Source organism: Sediminibacterium sp. GW821-FHT12F12 (assembly GCF_058806635.1).
Window position 1 is genome coordinate 1 of the sequence record NZ_JBXAPW010000018.1, and the last position, 13,282, is coordinate 13,282.

The 13,282-nt window shown below is 45.1% G+C and carries 17 protein-coding genes; 8 read left to right on the forward strand and 9 right to left on the reverse strand.

Going from position 1 to position 13,282, the window contains the following annotated elements; genetic code table 11:
* The 4 genes from AC1RNB_RS17485 to AC1RNB_RS17500 form a co-directional block, all read right to left on the reverse strand.
* Positions 1 to 1,421 (reverse strand): hypothetical protein (locus AC1RNB_RS17485; RefSeq protein WP_493084936.1); only part of this gene is annotated, 1,421 nt, incomplete at its 3' end.
* Between the two features lies 1 nt (position 1,422).
* Complete coding sequence (locus AC1RNB_RS17490; protein WP_493084938.1) at positions 1,423 to 1,947, reverse strand: T9SS type A sorting domain-containing protein; 525 nt, start codon at positions 1,945 to 1,947, stop codon at positions 1,423 to 1,425.
* A complete protein-coding gene (locus tag AC1RNB_RS17495) occupies positions 1,931 to 2,371 on the reverse strand; it encodes a hypothetical protein (protein WP_493084939.1) in 441 nt (146 codons plus the stop codon). Before AC1RNB_RS17495 ends, AC1RNB_RS17490 begins: the two co-directional genes overlap by 17 nt.
* A gap of 625 nt (positions 2,372 to 2,996) precedes the next feature.
* Entirely contained in the window at positions 2,997 to 3,587 is a 591-nt protein-coding gene (locus AC1RNB_RS17500; protein WP_493084941.1) for a hypothetical protein, read from the reverse strand.
* A 179-nt stretch (positions 3,588 to 3,766) separates the two neighbouring features.
* Here AC1RNB_RS17500 and AC1RNB_RS17505 point away from each other — a divergent pair, with 179 nt between their 5' ends.
* Together AC1RNB_RS17505 and AC1RNB_RS17510 are read left to right on the forward strand one after the other, a co-directional pair.
* Complete coding sequence (locus AC1RNB_RS17505; protein ID WP_493084942.1) at positions 3,767 to 4,036, forward strand: heavy-metal-associated domain-containing protein; 270 nt, start codon at positions 3,767 to 3,769, stop codon at positions 4,034 to 4,036.
* Between the two features lie 57 nt (positions 4,037 to 4,093).
* Complete coding sequence (locus AC1RNB_RS17510) at positions 4,094 to 4,282, forward strand: DUF6132 family protein (protein WP_493084944.1); 189 nt, start codon at positions 4,094 to 4,096, stop codon at positions 4,280 to 4,282.
* A 23-nt stretch (positions 4,283 to 4,305) separates the two neighbouring features.
* Here AC1RNB_RS17510 and AC1RNB_RS17515 read toward each other — a convergent pair whose 3' ends face one another.
* Positions 4,306 to 4,746 (reverse strand): hypothetical protein, encoded by a 441-nt coding sequence (locus AC1RNB_RS17515; RefSeq protein ID WP_493084946.1) that lies wholly within the window; start codon positions 4,744 to 4,746, stop codon positions 4,306 to 4,308.
* Between the two features lie 173 nt (positions 4,747 to 4,919).
* Here AC1RNB_RS17515 and AC1RNB_RS17520 point away from each other — a divergent pair, with 173 nt between their 5' ends.
* Complete coding sequence (locus tag AC1RNB_RS17520; protein ID WP_493084948.1) at positions 4,920 to 6,422, forward strand: glycoside hydrolase family 10-like protein; 1,503 nt, start codon at positions 4,920 to 4,922, stop codon at positions 6,420 to 6,422.
* A 70-nt stretch (positions 6,423 to 6,492) separates the two neighbouring features.
* Here AC1RNB_RS17520 and AC1RNB_RS17525 read toward each other — a convergent pair whose 3' ends face one another.
* From AC1RNB_RS17525 to AC1RNB_RS17535, 3 genes are all read right to left on the reverse strand, one after another.
* Positions 6,493 to 7,251: a hypothetical protein gene (locus AC1RNB_RS17525; protein WP_493084950.1), complete on the reverse strand. Its 759-nt coding sequence runs from the start codon at positions 7,249 to 7,251 to the stop codon at positions 6,493 to 6,495.
* A 328-nt stretch (positions 7,252 to 7,579) separates the two neighbouring features.
* Complete coding sequence (locus tag AC1RNB_RS17530; RefSeq protein ID WP_493084952.1) at positions 7,580 to 8,779, reverse strand: NAD(P)/FAD-dependent oxidoreductase; 1,200 nt, start codon at positions 8,777 to 8,779, stop codon at positions 7,580 to 7,582.
* Between the two features lie 70 nt (positions 8,780 to 8,849).
* Positions 8,850 to 9,503, reverse strand: a complete 654-nt coding sequence (locus AC1RNB_RS17535; RefSeq protein ID WP_493084954.1) for a GDSL-type esterase/lipase family protein — start codon at positions 9,501 to 9,503, stop codon at positions 8,850 to 8,852.
* A gap of 136 nt (positions 9,504 to 9,639) precedes the next feature.
* On the opposite strand from AC1RNB_RS17535, the gene AC1RNB_RS17540 reads away from it, so the two are divergent.
* Both AC1RNB_RS17540 and AC1RNB_RS17545 read left to right on the forward strand, forming a co-directional pair.
* Complete coding sequence (locus AC1RNB_RS17540) at positions 9,640 to 9,810, forward strand: hypothetical protein (RefSeq protein WP_493084956.1); 171 nt, start codon at positions 9,640 to 9,642, stop codon at positions 9,808 to 9,810.
* 113 nt (positions 9,811 to 9,923) lie between these two features.
* Positions 9,924 to 10,796 (forward strand): diacylglycerol/lipid kinase family protein, encoded by an 873-nt coding sequence (locus tag AC1RNB_RS17545; RefSeq protein ID WP_493084957.1) that lies wholly within the window; start codon positions 9,924 to 9,926, stop codon positions 10,794 to 10,796.
* Here AC1RNB_RS17545 and AC1RNB_RS17550 read toward each other — a convergent pair.
* Complete coding sequence (locus AC1RNB_RS17550; RefSeq protein WP_493084959.1) at positions 10,793 to 11,773, reverse strand: GlxA family transcriptional regulator; 981 nt, start codon at positions 11,771 to 11,773, stop codon at positions 10,793 to 10,795. The genes AC1RNB_RS17545 and AC1RNB_RS17550 overlap by 4 nt on opposite strands.
* A 134-nt stretch (positions 11,774 to 11,907) precedes the next feature.
* Between AC1RNB_RS17550 and AC1RNB_RS17555 the strand changes: the two genes are divergently transcribed.
* Genes AC1RNB_RS17555 through AC1RNB_RS17565 form a run of 3 tightly spaced genes read left to right on the forward strand, consistent with a single transcriptional unit; the run spans position 11,908 to position 13,281 of the window.
* The gene (locus AC1RNB_RS17555) at positions 11,908 to 12,348 is read left to right on the forward strand and encodes a VOC family protein (protein ID WP_493084961.1); all 441 of its coding nucleotides are present in this window, start codon (positions 11,908 to 11,910) and stop codon (positions 12,346 to 12,348) included.
* Positions 12,336 to 12,896, forward strand: a complete 561-nt coding sequence (locus AC1RNB_RS17560; protein ID WP_493084962.1) for a dihydrofolate reductase family protein — start codon at positions 12,336 to 12,338, stop codon at positions 12,894 to 12,896. The genes AC1RNB_RS17555 and AC1RNB_RS17560 overlap by 13 nt, the downstream gene beginning before the upstream one ends.
* A gap of 7 nt (positions 12,897 to 12,903) precedes the next feature.
* Positions 12,904 to 13,281, forward strand: a complete 378-nt coding sequence (locus AC1RNB_RS17565) for a DoxX family protein (protein WP_493084964.1) — start codon at positions 12,904 to 12,906, stop codon at positions 13,279 to 13,281.
* The last annotated feature ends 1 nt before the right edge of the window (position 13,282 follow it).

Here is a 13,282-nt window from a genome sequence, read left to right on the forward strand (position 1 = left end):
TCAGAACTCTTCAAACGATTGGATAACATGGAAGATGTGTCTGCATACTGTACCGACTGCCCCGATTTTGCATAACCGTTCAGCATCGATGATGTATCGGCGTATTGCACCGATTTACCGGTTCTCGCATAACCGCCTAACATCGTAGTTGTATCAGAACTCTTCAAACGATTGGATAACATGGAAGATGTGTCTGCATACTGTACCGACTGCCCCGATTTTGCATAACCGTTCAGCATCGATGATGTATCGGCGTATTGAACCGATCTGCCGGTTCTTGCGTAACCACCCAGCATCGAAGTAGTATCAGAACTCTTCAAACGATTGGCTAACATGGATGATGTATCTGCATATTTTACTGACTGCCCGGTTTTTGCATAACCATTCAGCATCGATGAAGTATCAGCATATTGAACCGATCTGCCCTTTCTTGCATAACCACCCAGCATCGAGGTAGTATCAGAAATCCTCAACCGATTAGCTAACATTGCAGATGTATCAGCATATTTTACTGATTGGCCCGATTTTGCATAACCACTCAGCATAGATAAAGTATCAGCGTACTGAACCGACCTGCCGGTTCTTGCATAACCACCGAGCATGGAAGTGGTATCAGAACTCTTCAACCGATTAGCTAACATCGGTAACGTATCTGCATATCTAACTGACTGGCCTAATTTTGCATAACCGCTTAGCATGGAGGTAGTATCAGAACTCTTTAACCTGTTCTGTAACATAACAACCGTATCCACAGCACTAAGTTTTGCAGCAATCTTTCTGTTCAGCAAAACCGTATCAATAAAAGGCAGCCAGCTTCCGTTATCGCTCAAATACCGGCCCTGGGCCTTACCCGGTGCGGGTACCAGTCCGTTTATACCGGAACCGAAAACAATATTCTTGTTATCAGCATATGGTTTCAGCATAGCCGCCGTATCAGCAATATTCAGCTTCTTATCCATGCCCTCCGCTTTTGCGGCATACAAGGCATAAGGCACTGCCCAGAAAGGAGAAGTGCCCAGTTCTACATAGTTCAGGGAAGGAACCCAGCCAATGGCCGGTGATGCCGGTGCCACTGCGGCTTTTACACTGAAATAATAAGGACCGGCCGACCAATCGATGTCTGTGATGGAAGCAGCACCCGCAATGCGCGTTCCCTGTCCTATCACAATAGTCACCAATCCCTGCTCAGAAGCGGTTACCTGAAAAGTTTCACTATACACCACCTGACCGGTAGGTGTTTTCTGAATAATGGCATCCTGGATATACACGGTTCGCTTAGAAGCAGAATTACCTTTGGCATCTGTAATGGATGCCTGGAATAAAATTCCCCTGGGTGTCTGCATCAACTGACCAAAAGAAGAATTTCCTATCCAGAAACTACCCAATAAACATACAATAACACAGCGTAAACTTTTATTCATCTTATACTGCTTTTAAAATCTTGAATGACTGTACTTTTTCCTTATCTGCGTATACTGTTACGATAAAATAACCCAGCGGAAGTTCCGTTACCGGTATCGTAAATCCCTTGTTCAGACTCGCGATATCGGTTCTGACCTGCCGGACCGGATTGCCCATCAGATCTGTGATGATGACACTGTATTTTACCTGTCCCCTTTCCGGAAAATTCACCAACGAACGGATGGTTAACTGGTTTACCGCAGGATTGGGATAGGCATACACCTGCAATTCGATTTTGGGAGGCGCTTCGTTACAGGCGATCGCAAAAGGACCGAATTTGGGTGAAAGAAACTTGGGCACCCCATTGGTGATTTCAAAACATTTGCTGTACTGGATGATGACCGGTTCGCTGAGTTTGACAGACGTGTCTCCGGTTGAACCGATAAAGCCAAAATGAAAACTGGACATTATCTGAGCAACAAGGGGAGAATTCAGCAGTAAACAGGCAAACAGTACAACCAACGTACGTTTACTTGTTTGCGACATACTCGAACCGGATTATTTTATCTCCTTCGGTATAAGTGAGGCGTAAGCCTCCTTTATCCAAACGGTCGATGTGAAAATGATTGGTGAAATAAGGTGCATTCGGATTCACACTGGAGCGTGTGCTTTCGATCAGCGAATCCCTGGAGTGCAGGGTCCAGTAACCGGTAAATCCGAGATCATCCACAAAAGTGCCATCGGGTCGATACACTTTTTGCGCGCCACGGGCAGAGGAATCAAGCGTATTGTTTACGCGGATGTTGGTGAGTATCCAGTTAACCGCGCCAGGCTGGCCGGTTAACAGGGCACTCTTTTCTACAAAAACATTTCCGGGATCATACCCTTTGGTACAACTGGCGGCGAGTGTAAGGGTGACTAGCAGGGTCGTAACGGCCTTACTAAAACTCAGGGGGTAGTTTTTTAGCATAGTCTTTGGATATGTTTGTGAATACGGATCGTATATCAACAAACAATCCGTACAACTATCTACGGCGTGTTTGTGATATTGGATTTTAACGATACAAGTATACCCAGGAAATTGTATTGAAAAATTTCACCGTTCCATCTTACGGTGAAATTTGGAGAACCGTTTTTTTCAGGTCGCTGTGCAGCCAACCCTCCCCTTACTTACTGCCGTAGAATTAATTCAACAGTTGTCTGAATTCAAACTACTCTGAACAAAAACTAACAGAAATTAGCAGTACATCAAATCCCCTCTATGGCTGCTTTTCAGGAAAAAATCCGGGAAATTTACAATGGTTACCAAAACCAGAAAATTGTAGTAAAATCCTCTTTTTATGCGTCAATAAATGGCTTTTTTAGACTAAAAAGTCACTGATAAAAACTACAGATCACTATGAAATGCCCTACAGGATGCCGGCCTTTTTCACGGAGTAAAAACCGTGAAAAAAACATAGAAAATAAATTCGTCCTGCATAATAATCAAGCGAAAAAAGAGTTACAGGCTTACAAACAAGGTGTAGGCAGCCTGTTTGGGGCACAAAAAAAGCCCAAAATAGGCAGGATATGTATTTTTACATGGGGATGATGCTTCATTTCCAGATATGAAAATTCAGTCTGAATTTCTTTTCCTCCAGTAATACGCGCCAATCAATAAACAAGGGGCCCGCAATGATTAAGAGTCCGGGCAGAATGGTAAGAATACTCTGCCAGGTAAGCAATCCTTCAAAAATGGATCTGGAATTCTGCACCACATAATCACCGGCCATCACCATCACCATATCACTTACAAATTTGCCCACAAAAAAAGCCGGAATGATTCTGATAGAAGGGATTCTGGCCATACCCGCTGCAGTAAAAATAGGAGTAGACGACATCGGTGTTAAAGTATACACCAACACAAACAACTGGATCTGCCAGCTTTTCCGGGAAAGTTTATCACCAATGAATTTCAGATCCGCATTTTTATCGGCTTTGATATACCGGTCGGATAACCATGGCATATACTTGCTGAGCGTATACCGGCCCAGTGTAGAGCCGATCACTCCTGCCACCAATACCCACCAGATATTGAGTCCATAGTGAACCTGAAGAAGCACCATAACCGTCCAGGCCGGTGGCCCGATAAAAGGCAAGAGGTCTACCAGAATGGAAGCAACAAAAACTAATAAATACGGCCACATAACTACCGGCAAGTTAACCCAAAGAGGCCGATTTATAGAAAATGAGGATGTTTTTTTAGTACCTCCACTATACTGCTTTATACCAGTATTCCGGCAAAAACAGCTTACCCACTACCCTTCTTTGTAACCTATGTTACAGAACGGATCGCCATGGTAAGGTACCTTTGAAAAAAAGCAAAATGACCACTTATCAACTTCGGGCAGAAAACATCAAATGCATGGGCTGTGTTACGAATATCCGCGAAAACCTCTTACGGATGGAAGGTGTGGTTTCTGTAGAGGCAGATGTTAAAACACAACAGGTATCTGTAAGCGCCATTGCCGTTAGCAGAGAAGCCATTGCCGACAGGCTGGCCGCATTGGGATACCCCGAAAAAGGGCATAATACCTTTCTGGATAAAGCAAAAACTTATCTATCCTGTACTTTTCAGAAACTGGTTACCAGATAGAGCCGAAGCCTGCCTTTCAGAAACATTTCTTTTCTTTACCAATGATTACTGTTCGCTATGAAAAAATGGATGCTTTCCAATAAACTATACCTTATCGGTTCTTTACTCGGCGCGATAGCCGGTTATCTGTACTGGCAACAGATCGGTTGCAGCTCCGGCACCTGTATGATCACTTCCAAACCGGTAAACAGTACTTTATATGGGTCATTGATGGGAGCTTTGCTGCTTGGGTTGTTAAAAAAATAACTGTCCCCTGAGATAATAGCTGCTTATTTTTCTGCCGTAAACGAAATACTCACTTCCTTAGCATTGACAAGATACCTAAGACTAAGTTCTGTGCGGGTAAGATTGGTTATCTGGTATGTCTGAATGGCGTAGGCTCCTGTCATGGTATTGGTTACCACTTCGCGTAAAGAATCTGCTGTTACCATCTTCCATTTACCCCTTAATCCATCTCCGTCTTCAAAATTTCCGTTCAACAGATAGGCTTTGTAATATTCTTTGTTAATAGTATTCTGTGGTTGTTCCACCCGGTTCATGCTGATTTTATGCAGCCTCCACCTGGAATAGGCTCCCTCACTACCGGTTAATGCGATAATATTCTTAGCCAGCGGATCTGGATTGGTTACAGCCTGTTTGCTGCAGGAAAGCAGCAAAAACAAACACACAGAAATTAAAATACGGAAACTGATATTACTATGGGGCATCATACAGATCTGAGAATTGGTATCAATTAATTTGGTGCATAATAACGCCCCGTTTGGCTTAATGGATATACATGTGTTGTTATTTAATTCGATTTTAATGAAATACCCCTAATGCAAGGGGTATTTTTCGTTAGATGACAGGGTTTAAGTACTTTAGTCACCCTCAATTACTGATTATGAAAAAAATAATTCTTCTGTTTCACTGTTTACTTTCTGTTCTCTTTTCTCCGTTTACCCTACATGCACAAACTGTTGTTCGTCCGCCAATGGTAGAAAAAGAATTCCGTGCTGCCTGGGTGGCCACGGTGGCCAATATTAACTGGCCCAGCAAACCCGGTCTCAGTACGGCAGAGCAGCAGAAAGAAGCGATTGCACAACTCGATTTTTTAAAAGCGCACCACTTTAATGCTGTCATCTTCCAGGTACGCCCCATGGCAGATGCGTTGTATGACAGTAAACTGGAACCCTGGTCATACTACCTTACCGGAGAACAGGGCAAAGCACCGGATCCGTATTACGATCCGCTGCAGTTCTGGACGGAAGCCGCACATGATCGTGGACTGGAAATGCATGTGTGGTTAAATCCGTATCGTGCCTACCATCCTACCAGTAAAAATATCAGTGAGCAATCGATCGTAAAAACCAATCCTGAACTGGTAGTAAAACTGAAACAGAATTATTACTGGATGGATCCCGCCAAAAAAGAAACACAGGATAAAACTGCCGCAGTGGTTCGCGATATTGTAAAGCGGTACGATATTGATGGTGTACACCTCGATGATTATTTTTATCCTTACCCCGAATACAACGGCGGTGAAGATTTTCCCGACAACGAGAGCTGGGCAGCCTACCAGCAGAAAGGTGGTACCCTCTCGCGCGGCGACTGGCGCCGGGCTGCTGTGAATACGCTGATCAAACGTTTGTACAAGGAAATCAAATCAACCAAGAAGTATGTGAAATTCGGGATCAGTCCTTTCGGTACCTGGCGCCCGGGTTATCCTTCCATTGTAGAAGGGTTTGATCAATACAATACCCTCTATGCCGATGCCAAACTATGGCTGAACAAGGGATGGGTAGATTATTTTACGCCGCAACTTTACTGGCCCATCAACCGCATTCCCCTGAGTTTCCCGATATTGCTGGGCTGGTGGGAGAACGAGAATACCAAAAAGCGCCATCTCTGGCCGGGTATGAATGTGGGCGATACCAGTGTAAAAGGTGCCAATGAAACCCTGAGCCAGATCATGATCACCAGGGGTATGACACCCAATAGTGCAGGTGCCGTACACTGGAGTTTGTCATCGGTGATCCGCAGTACCAACCTCTCCAAAGCTTTACTGGAAGGCCCGTATAAAAAAGACGCACTGGTACCCGCCAGTCCCTGGCTCGGCAACAAATTACCTGAAACACCTGTGGTGCAGCTTTCGAAGATTACAGACAGCATACAGGTCAGCTTTACCCATCCACAGGCAGACAAGGTATTCCGCTGGGTGGTATACAAACAATACGGTAATAACTGGACCTACCAGGTGCTGAACCGTCATGAGCGGTTGGCCACTATCCCAACCTCGATCAAAGACAGGGCCAATAAAGACGCCCTTCTGGTGAAGATCGCCGTTACGGCGGTTGACCGCTTAGGCAATGAGAGCGAAAGAATAGAAACTGATATCACACAATAACCAAGAAACTGCGCCTTTGCGAGAAAATTGCTCGCCAAGGCGCAAAGACGCATTTACGTAAATCCGGAAGCTATTTAACCGGGTATTCTTCCTCTATTATTTTAATGAGTTCATTGGCTTTGGTAAGCTGGTTACGCAAGAGGGGGATCAGGTAATGTTCTGTAATATCCGTCATGCGGCCAATCCGGTTGGCATAAGCTATCAGTGTATTCTTATCGGTGCTCATCAGTTTCGCATTGGGGCTAACCTGTATATAATTCATGTTGTAAGACCCGTCTGCATTTTCGGGGAAAGATGTGTATTGTTTATTAAAAATCAGGTTTCCCGACTCCTGCGCCAATGCCGATTTTTCAATAAACAGTTCTGCATTTCTCGAGATCTTGGCGATCTCGATCCAGTAGTTGGCCAGCAGATCAGATACATGGCTGTTATGGATCAGCCTGAAATTACCCGAATATTTCAACTGCGAAGCTGTGCGGTCATTAAAATCGGGCAAAATCCATTTTAAATAAGAAAAGTTCTGGCGATATATGTTTTGAACAGTCTCTCTGGTATCAACAAAATGATAGAGGTTTCCCTGCAGCGAGTCCAGTCCGGAACTAACCGTTTGGCCAATCTGGATAGTTCGCCGGATCATGGCCGTATCTGCTTTCAGATCACTCACCAGGCTGGACATGTATTTTTCCTCGCGCTCATTTTCAATCCTGTGCTCCAGGTAATATTCAGCGAGAAATCCACAGAAAACAGCCAGGAATAACATCAGGAATTCCTGCACTAAACTTTTCCAGTTTCTTTTTTCTCCATGATGGGAATGTACATGTGGTTCCATACTTACAATTCAGTTGGGTTATATCGGGGTGCCTGCATACTGCCAGAATACTGGATATTATCAATCAGTTGTTCTTTGCGCTTTCAATACAGTAACGCTTTCGGACAACTAGTTTGTGGCCTTCGTAAATCTGCCAGCTCGTTGATGGATGATGGTATCTCAGCAAGCTATTGTCAATATGCAATCCCCAAGACAAACCTGCCGGTTAGCAGAGAAAAAGCGATTTTACGTTGAACACTTTTACCGAAAAACTATTTTATCGGTCAACAAAAAGCCCACCCTAACCAGGGGTGGGCCAAACCTACACCTACCACTTACGATGATTCGGTCAGGGTAATTGTGCATACCCGTTCCGGAGTTTCCATAAAAAATATTTTTCCAATAATACCTTGCCAAAGTCCCAGATAACATTGGGCAGCATAATGGCAATACTACGTGGCTTAAACAAATGATTTGAGAGAATAATGACTTCTTTTTTACCTGCATCCATGATACACACACCGGGAATCTCGCCCCAGGTTTTTTCTTTCAGTTGGGTTTCGCCTTTGATCGTGCGTACAATATTTTCTGCTACTATTTTACCGGTTTCATCGCTCGGATACCCGGTTTTAGGTACGGCAAATGGAACGGTACCTTTCTCGAATGGTGTTGTTACCTGCACGGCCAATCCGGCCACCCATACATTGGGATATTTGCGGTGGCGATAGCTCGGTAACACATCCACAAAGCCATTGGGCATGGCTTCCAGTTTAGGAGAGTTGGTGATAAAATCCACCCCGCGGAAGGGTGGCATCAGCATCTTGAATTTACTTTCAATGAATTCGCCGGTAGAAAGCATCACCCCTTCTTTGGTCACTTCCCGGATGCCCACATTGGTACGGTAATGAATATGGAACATTTTCATAAAACCCTTCAGCATAGACTCGCCCAAAGGCATGCCATCTATTCCAAAATGGCCCAGGTAGGTTTCGGGCGTAACCCAGTACAGGTCAACTTTTTTACGGATATTCTGCTCGCGCAGCCATTTCTCCATGTTAAACAGGAATTCATAAGCGGCGCCCATACAACCTGCATCCTGGGTAGCACCTATCACGATGGCGCCTGGGTCTTTTTTAAATTCTTCCAGTTTGGCGCGCGCATCCATGGCGCCGGCCGGGGTGCCTATATAAGTGGCAAATTCACGGATGCCAGGGGCTACATCAAAATTCACTTTAGGTCCGGTAGCAATCACCAGCTCATCATAAGGCATTTCGCCTTTTTCTGTATATACGATCTTTTCGTCAGGATCAACCCGCAGGGCTACCGTCTGGATAAATTGCACCCCTTTTTTCTCCAATACACTTCTTCTATCTACACTGATCTCGCTCACTTCCCTTCTTTTAAAAGGCACCCAGATCAGAGAAGGAATAAACAGGAATTTTTCGTTCCTGTCAACCAGGGTTACTTCTGCTTTGTCTTTGAGTTTATTTTTGAGGAGGACGGCTGCGGTAAAGCCGGCAAAATTACCTCCGATAACGAGGATTTTCATGTTGGTAGGTTTGTTACGTAAAGTTCCTACCCAATAGTGAGAGATAGTGTAACATATGTTACTTATCCCATCAATATTTCACCAAAAATGGTTTTACCCGTTTGTACCAGATGCGGTACCCTTCCGGCAACATGTGCAGCATATCCTGGCGAAAAAGTTCACGGCGGAACTGTCCTTGTTTATCCAGCATCAGCGGATAAATATCGATAAAACCGGCGCGGGGCTGTTCAGACAGGAACGCTTTAATGAGTTGATTGGCACGGATGGCAATGGGAAGAAACTGCTCTCTCGAAGGACTGGGTTTGATAGAGATATAGGCCAGCGGCAGTTCCGGTAATACGGAACGGATATGCAGAAAGAGTTTCCGGAAAGCAGTGAACACAGAATCACCATTGGGTGCCGAAATAATATCGTTCTCGCCAATGTATAATATAACCTGTTTGGGTTTATAAGGAAGGATCAGGTCTTCTACATACCTGTCGATATCAGCTATTACTGCGCCGCCAATACCCCGGTTCAGTACCGTGTACCCACGGAACTGTTCGGACAGGTTATTCCACAAACGGATGGACGAACTGCCGGTAAAGAGGATCGGACTGGCGGGCGGGGCATAGATCTTATCATATCGCCTGATAGCCTGCACATCATCCCAATACGGCGGATGGGTTTGTGCGCTAAGCGTATAGAAGGAACAAAGCAGGACAAAGAAACAGATCAGTTTCATAAGAGATGATTTAAAAACCGGAAATTACAGGAAATCAGGCAGAGTGTCCGTGATGAACACCGGATGAATTCATAGAAATTTAACATAAGACCGGTCTGTGATTAAGTAGCTTTAAAGAGCAGACAAAACCCTTTCTATGGAACAGAATCAAATACTGGTGATTTCGCTTACCGCGATAGTGGTATTGGCATTGATCATCTTCCTGATCCGGCAGAACAGAAAAGATAAAGAAAATATCCACCCGGGAGAATCCGATTCGGTTACAGAAACACATACGGAACAGGATAGAAAAAGAGATAAGATCTGAGCAGCAGGTTTTGTACTCCCTCCTTACCGTTCCTTTGCGCCTTAGTGTGAGATTATTTCATACCCAGTCACAAAAGCTCGGCAGATACCCAACAGTATACTATTTTCAGTAACTTGTTGCACACAAGTGATTGCCCATTGCCCGTTACTGCTGTTGCCATATTAGAGAACCCCTTCGCCGGTAATGGCGCGCCGGCCAAACTGGCCAGTTGGTTATTGAAGGAACTGGCGCAAAGAAATATCCCATCTACGCATTTCAAAGAAAACTGGCCCGCTCATTTTGATGGCTTCTCCGATATATGGCTGATTGGCGGCGATGGCACTATTCACTATTTTATCAACCGCTATCCGGATTGTACACTGCCCCTCTCTCTATTCAAAGGCGGAACCGGTAATGACTTTGCCTGGAAATTATATGGCGATCTGTCGGCCTCCGAACAACTGGAAAAGGTGTTACACGCAGAACCCCGCTACATAGACGCCGGTAAATTCAACCAAACGCTTTTCATCAACTGCCTGGGAGTGGGTTTTGATGGAGAGATCATCCGTTCGATGCGGGCCATCAGGCTACTGGGTGGACATATCGGTTATCTGCTGGCAGTGATCGGAAAAATATTCACTTTCCGCGAGCAAAGGTTCCGGATCAGTAATGGTACCGAAATCTGGGATGATCGTTTTTTGCTCGTAATGGCCGTCAATTCCTCCCGTGCCGGCGGCGGTTTTTTTATCGCGCCAACTGCCTCCATCACTGATGGTAAACTGGATCTGGTATTATGTACCCAACAACCGCTGCTGCAACGACTGCGTTATCTGCCCATCATCAAAAAAGGAAAACACCTGCACCTGCCTTTTGTTGTACACCGGCAGGGAGAAAAGTTCACTATCCAATGCGAAAAAGTTATGGATATCCAGGCAGACGGTGATCTGTACACGGCACAGGAACTACATATAGAGGTCCTTCCCGCTAAATTCTGCTTCCGGTATTAATTCAATGATGGCTGTTTATTGTATTTGTTGCGGTATTCAATGGGCGTTAATCCGGTTATTTTTTTAAAGACGGTTCTGAAGGCCTTGGTATCCGTGTAACCTACATCGTACATCACTTCATTGATATTCTTCCGGCTGCTTTCAAAACTCCGTTTGGCCGCTTCAATCTTGATCCGCTGCATATATTCCACCACCGTATTATTCGTAGCTTTTTTAAACCGGCGTTCAAAACTACGCCTGCCCATGGTGTAACGGTTCGCCAGTTCATCCACTGAAATTTTTTCCTGAAAATTGTCTTCAATAAAAAGCTGTGCCTGCAGTATATCTGTATCGGCATGATCTTTCTGCCCGCGGAACATCATAAATGCCGACTGGCTTTCGCGGTCAATATCCACCGCAAAAAATTTGGAAGCAAGAATGGCCGTATCGCGGTCAGTATATTTTTCTACCAGGTACAATAACAAACGCCAATAAGAATTGGCTCCCCCGCTGGAATAAATGCCCTGTTCTTCGGTAATAATACTTCCATCCACCAATTCTACCAATGGAAACATATTGCGGAATTCGTTTGCCGCGTTCCAGTGTGTAGAACATTTTTTTCCATCCAGTAAACCGGTAGCGGCCAGCAGAAAGGCACCGATGCATAAAGAAGCTAATTCGGCCCCCGCCCTGTGCTGCGCCACCAGCCAGGGAATCATTTCTTTGTTGAGATCAATGGCCGTAGATATATCGCCACTGATGGCAGGAATAAAGATCAGATCAGTCTGATCCACTTCACCAATCAATTTATCCGTATGTACAGAAAACAGACTGTTATCCAGTTTTACTTCGCGGGACAAGCCCACCAGCTCCACTCGAAACAATGGTTCTTTACCGGATGCCTGTAAAAACTGGTTCACTGCTTTGAACATATAACAGGGATCGGCCACTGCTTCAATGATCGCCGTTTCGGGTACCAGGATGGACACTTTTTTCATGGGATAAATGTAGCCAAAAGCCCTGTCGTAATCAACCCTTCTAATTGTCTGTTTTGCACCTTGCCAAAACGGGAAACTAGTAACAGCTTTGCAACAGGCCTTCTGCCAGAAAGATGAGGGTCGACTAAAGCACCATGACAGAAATACGTTCCTACCTCAGCTTTAATGGTAACTGCCTGGAAGCCATGCGTTTTTATCAGCAGGCACTGGGCGGCGAACTGGCTTTGCAGACCGTTGGCGAGAGTCCGCTGTCGGAGAAAATGCCGGCTAAAATGAAAGCCTGCATCCTGCACGCATCGCTGGTAAAAGATGGCTGGGTTTTAATGGGTTCCGACATGGTAAGCGAGCAGGGACTGATCCGGGGCAATGCTGTTTCGCTCTGCCTGAACTGCAGCAGCGAAGCCGAGATCCGTAACAGTTATGAACGCCTGGCATTGGGAGGAAAAGCTACGCACCCGATAGAAAATACTTTCTGGGGTGCCTTATTTGGCGGATTAACCGATAAATTCGGGAATCATTGGTTATTACATTTCCATCAAACACAAGATCAATCTACTGACAAATGCGAAAACTGAAATTACAGATGCAGGTAAGCATCGACGGATATGTAGCGGGTCTACAAAGCGAAATGGACTGGATGCAATGGAATTGGGACGACGGCCTCAAAGATTTTGTACAGCAGCTTACGGAGCCCGTAGATACGATTGTGATGGGTAAAAACCTGGCCATGGGTTTTATTCCGCACTGGACAGCTGCCTTGGAAAAACCTGAAACCAATGATATTTTTGCCCGGAAGATGGTAGATACACCCAAAGTAGTATTTACCAAAACGATCGAAAATAATCCATGGAACAATACACAACTGGCCAAAGGAGCATTAAAAGAAGAGATCAGTAAATTGAAAAATCTCGAAGGCAAAAAAGATATCATCACCTATGGTGGTGCTTCGCTGGCCGGGGCATTGATAGCAGAACAGCTGATCGATGACCTCTATCTGTTTGTGAACCCTACTGCCATCGGTAACGGCATGCGGATCTTTACCGGGCAAACCAATTTGGTATTACAGGAAACATTCCCCTTTGCCTGTGGTATTGTGGTACTCCATTACTCACCTAAACCTTAACCCTACCATGAAATCAACCAATCTTGCTTACTGGATCAGCACTATTCTGATCTTTTTGTTTGAGGGCCTGATGCCGGCGCTTACCTCACATACACAAATGGCGATTGACGGAATCCGGCACCTGGGTTATCCGGATTATTTCCGGGTGATGCTGACCGTATATAAAGTGTCTGGTACATTGGTGCTGCTACTGCCGTTTTTTACGCCACGATTAAAAGAGTGGGCCTATGCCGGATTAAGTTTCACTTTTATCTCAGCCTTTGTTTCGCATTGGGCCACCGATGGTTTTAGCGGACTCACTTTATTTCCCATAGGGGTACTGGCTGTTTTAGGGGTATCGTATGTCACTTATCACAAGCGGCTTGCTGCTACAGTAAAAGCGTAAG

What these genes read in the sequence shown, in the direction of transcription:
- AC1RNB_RS17490 (WP_493084938.1), bottom strand. Translation starts at nt 1,947, where the DNA reads ATGTCGCAAACAAGTAAACGTACGTTGGTTGTACTGTTTGCCTGTTTA.
- AC1RNB_RS17495 (WP_493084939.1), bottom strand. Translation starts at nt 2,371, where the DNA reads ATGCTAAAAAACTACCCCCTGAGTTTTAGTAAGGCCGTTACGACCCTG.
- AC1RNB_RS17500 (WP_493084941.1), bottom strand. Translation starts at nt 3,587, where the DNA reads ATGTGGCCGTATTTATTAGTTTTTGTTGCTTCCATTCTGGTAGACCTC.
- AC1RNB_RS17505 (WP_493084942.1), top strand. Translation starts at nt 3,767, where the DNA reads ATGACCACTTATCAACTTCGGGCAGAAAACATCAAATGCATGGGCTGT.
- AC1RNB_RS17510 (WP_493084944.1), top strand. Translation starts at nt 4,094, where the DNA reads ATGAAAAAATGGATGCTTTCCAATAAACTATACCTTATCGGTTCTTTA.
- AC1RNB_RS17515 (WP_493084946.1), bottom strand. Translation starts at nt 4,746, where the DNA reads ATGATGCCCCATAGTAATATCAGTTTCCGTATTTTAATTTCTGTGTGT.
- AC1RNB_RS17520 (WP_493084948.1), top strand. Translation starts at nt 4,920, where the DNA reads ATGAAAAAAATAATTCTTCTGTTTCACTGTTTACTTTCTGTTCTCTTT.
- AC1RNB_RS17525 (WP_493084950.1), bottom strand. Translation starts at nt 7,251, where the DNA reads ATGGAACCACATGTACATTCCCATCATGGAGAAAAAAGAAACTGGAAA.
- AC1RNB_RS17530 (WP_493084952.1), bottom strand. Translation starts at nt 8,779, where the DNA reads ATGAAAATCCTCGTTATCGGAGGTAATTTTGCCGGCTTTACCGCAGCC.
- AC1RNB_RS17535 (WP_493084954.1), bottom strand. Translation starts at nt 9,503, where the DNA reads ATGAAACTGATCTGTTTCTTTGTCCTGCTTTGTTCCTTCTATACGCTT.
- AC1RNB_RS17540 (WP_493084956.1), top strand. Translation starts at nt 9,640, where the DNA reads ATGGAACAGAATCAAATACTGGTGATTTCGCTTACCGCGATAGTGGTA.
- AC1RNB_RS17550 (WP_493084959.1), bottom strand. Translation starts at nt 11,773, where the DNA reads ATGAAAAAAGTGTCCATCCTGGTACCCGAAACGGCGATCATTGAAGCA.
- AC1RNB_RS17555 (WP_493084961.1), top strand. Translation starts at nt 11,908, where the DNA reads ATGACAGAAATACGTTCCTACCTCAGCTTTAATGGTAACTGCCTGGAA.
- AC1RNB_RS17560 (WP_493084962.1), top strand. Translation starts at nt 12,336, where the DNA reads ATGCGAAAACTGAAATTACAGATGCAGGTAAGCATCGACGGATATGTA.
- AC1RNB_RS17565 (WP_493084964.1), top strand. Translation starts at nt 12,904, where the DNA reads ATGAAATCAACCAATCTTGCTTACTGGATCAGCACTATTCTGATCTTT.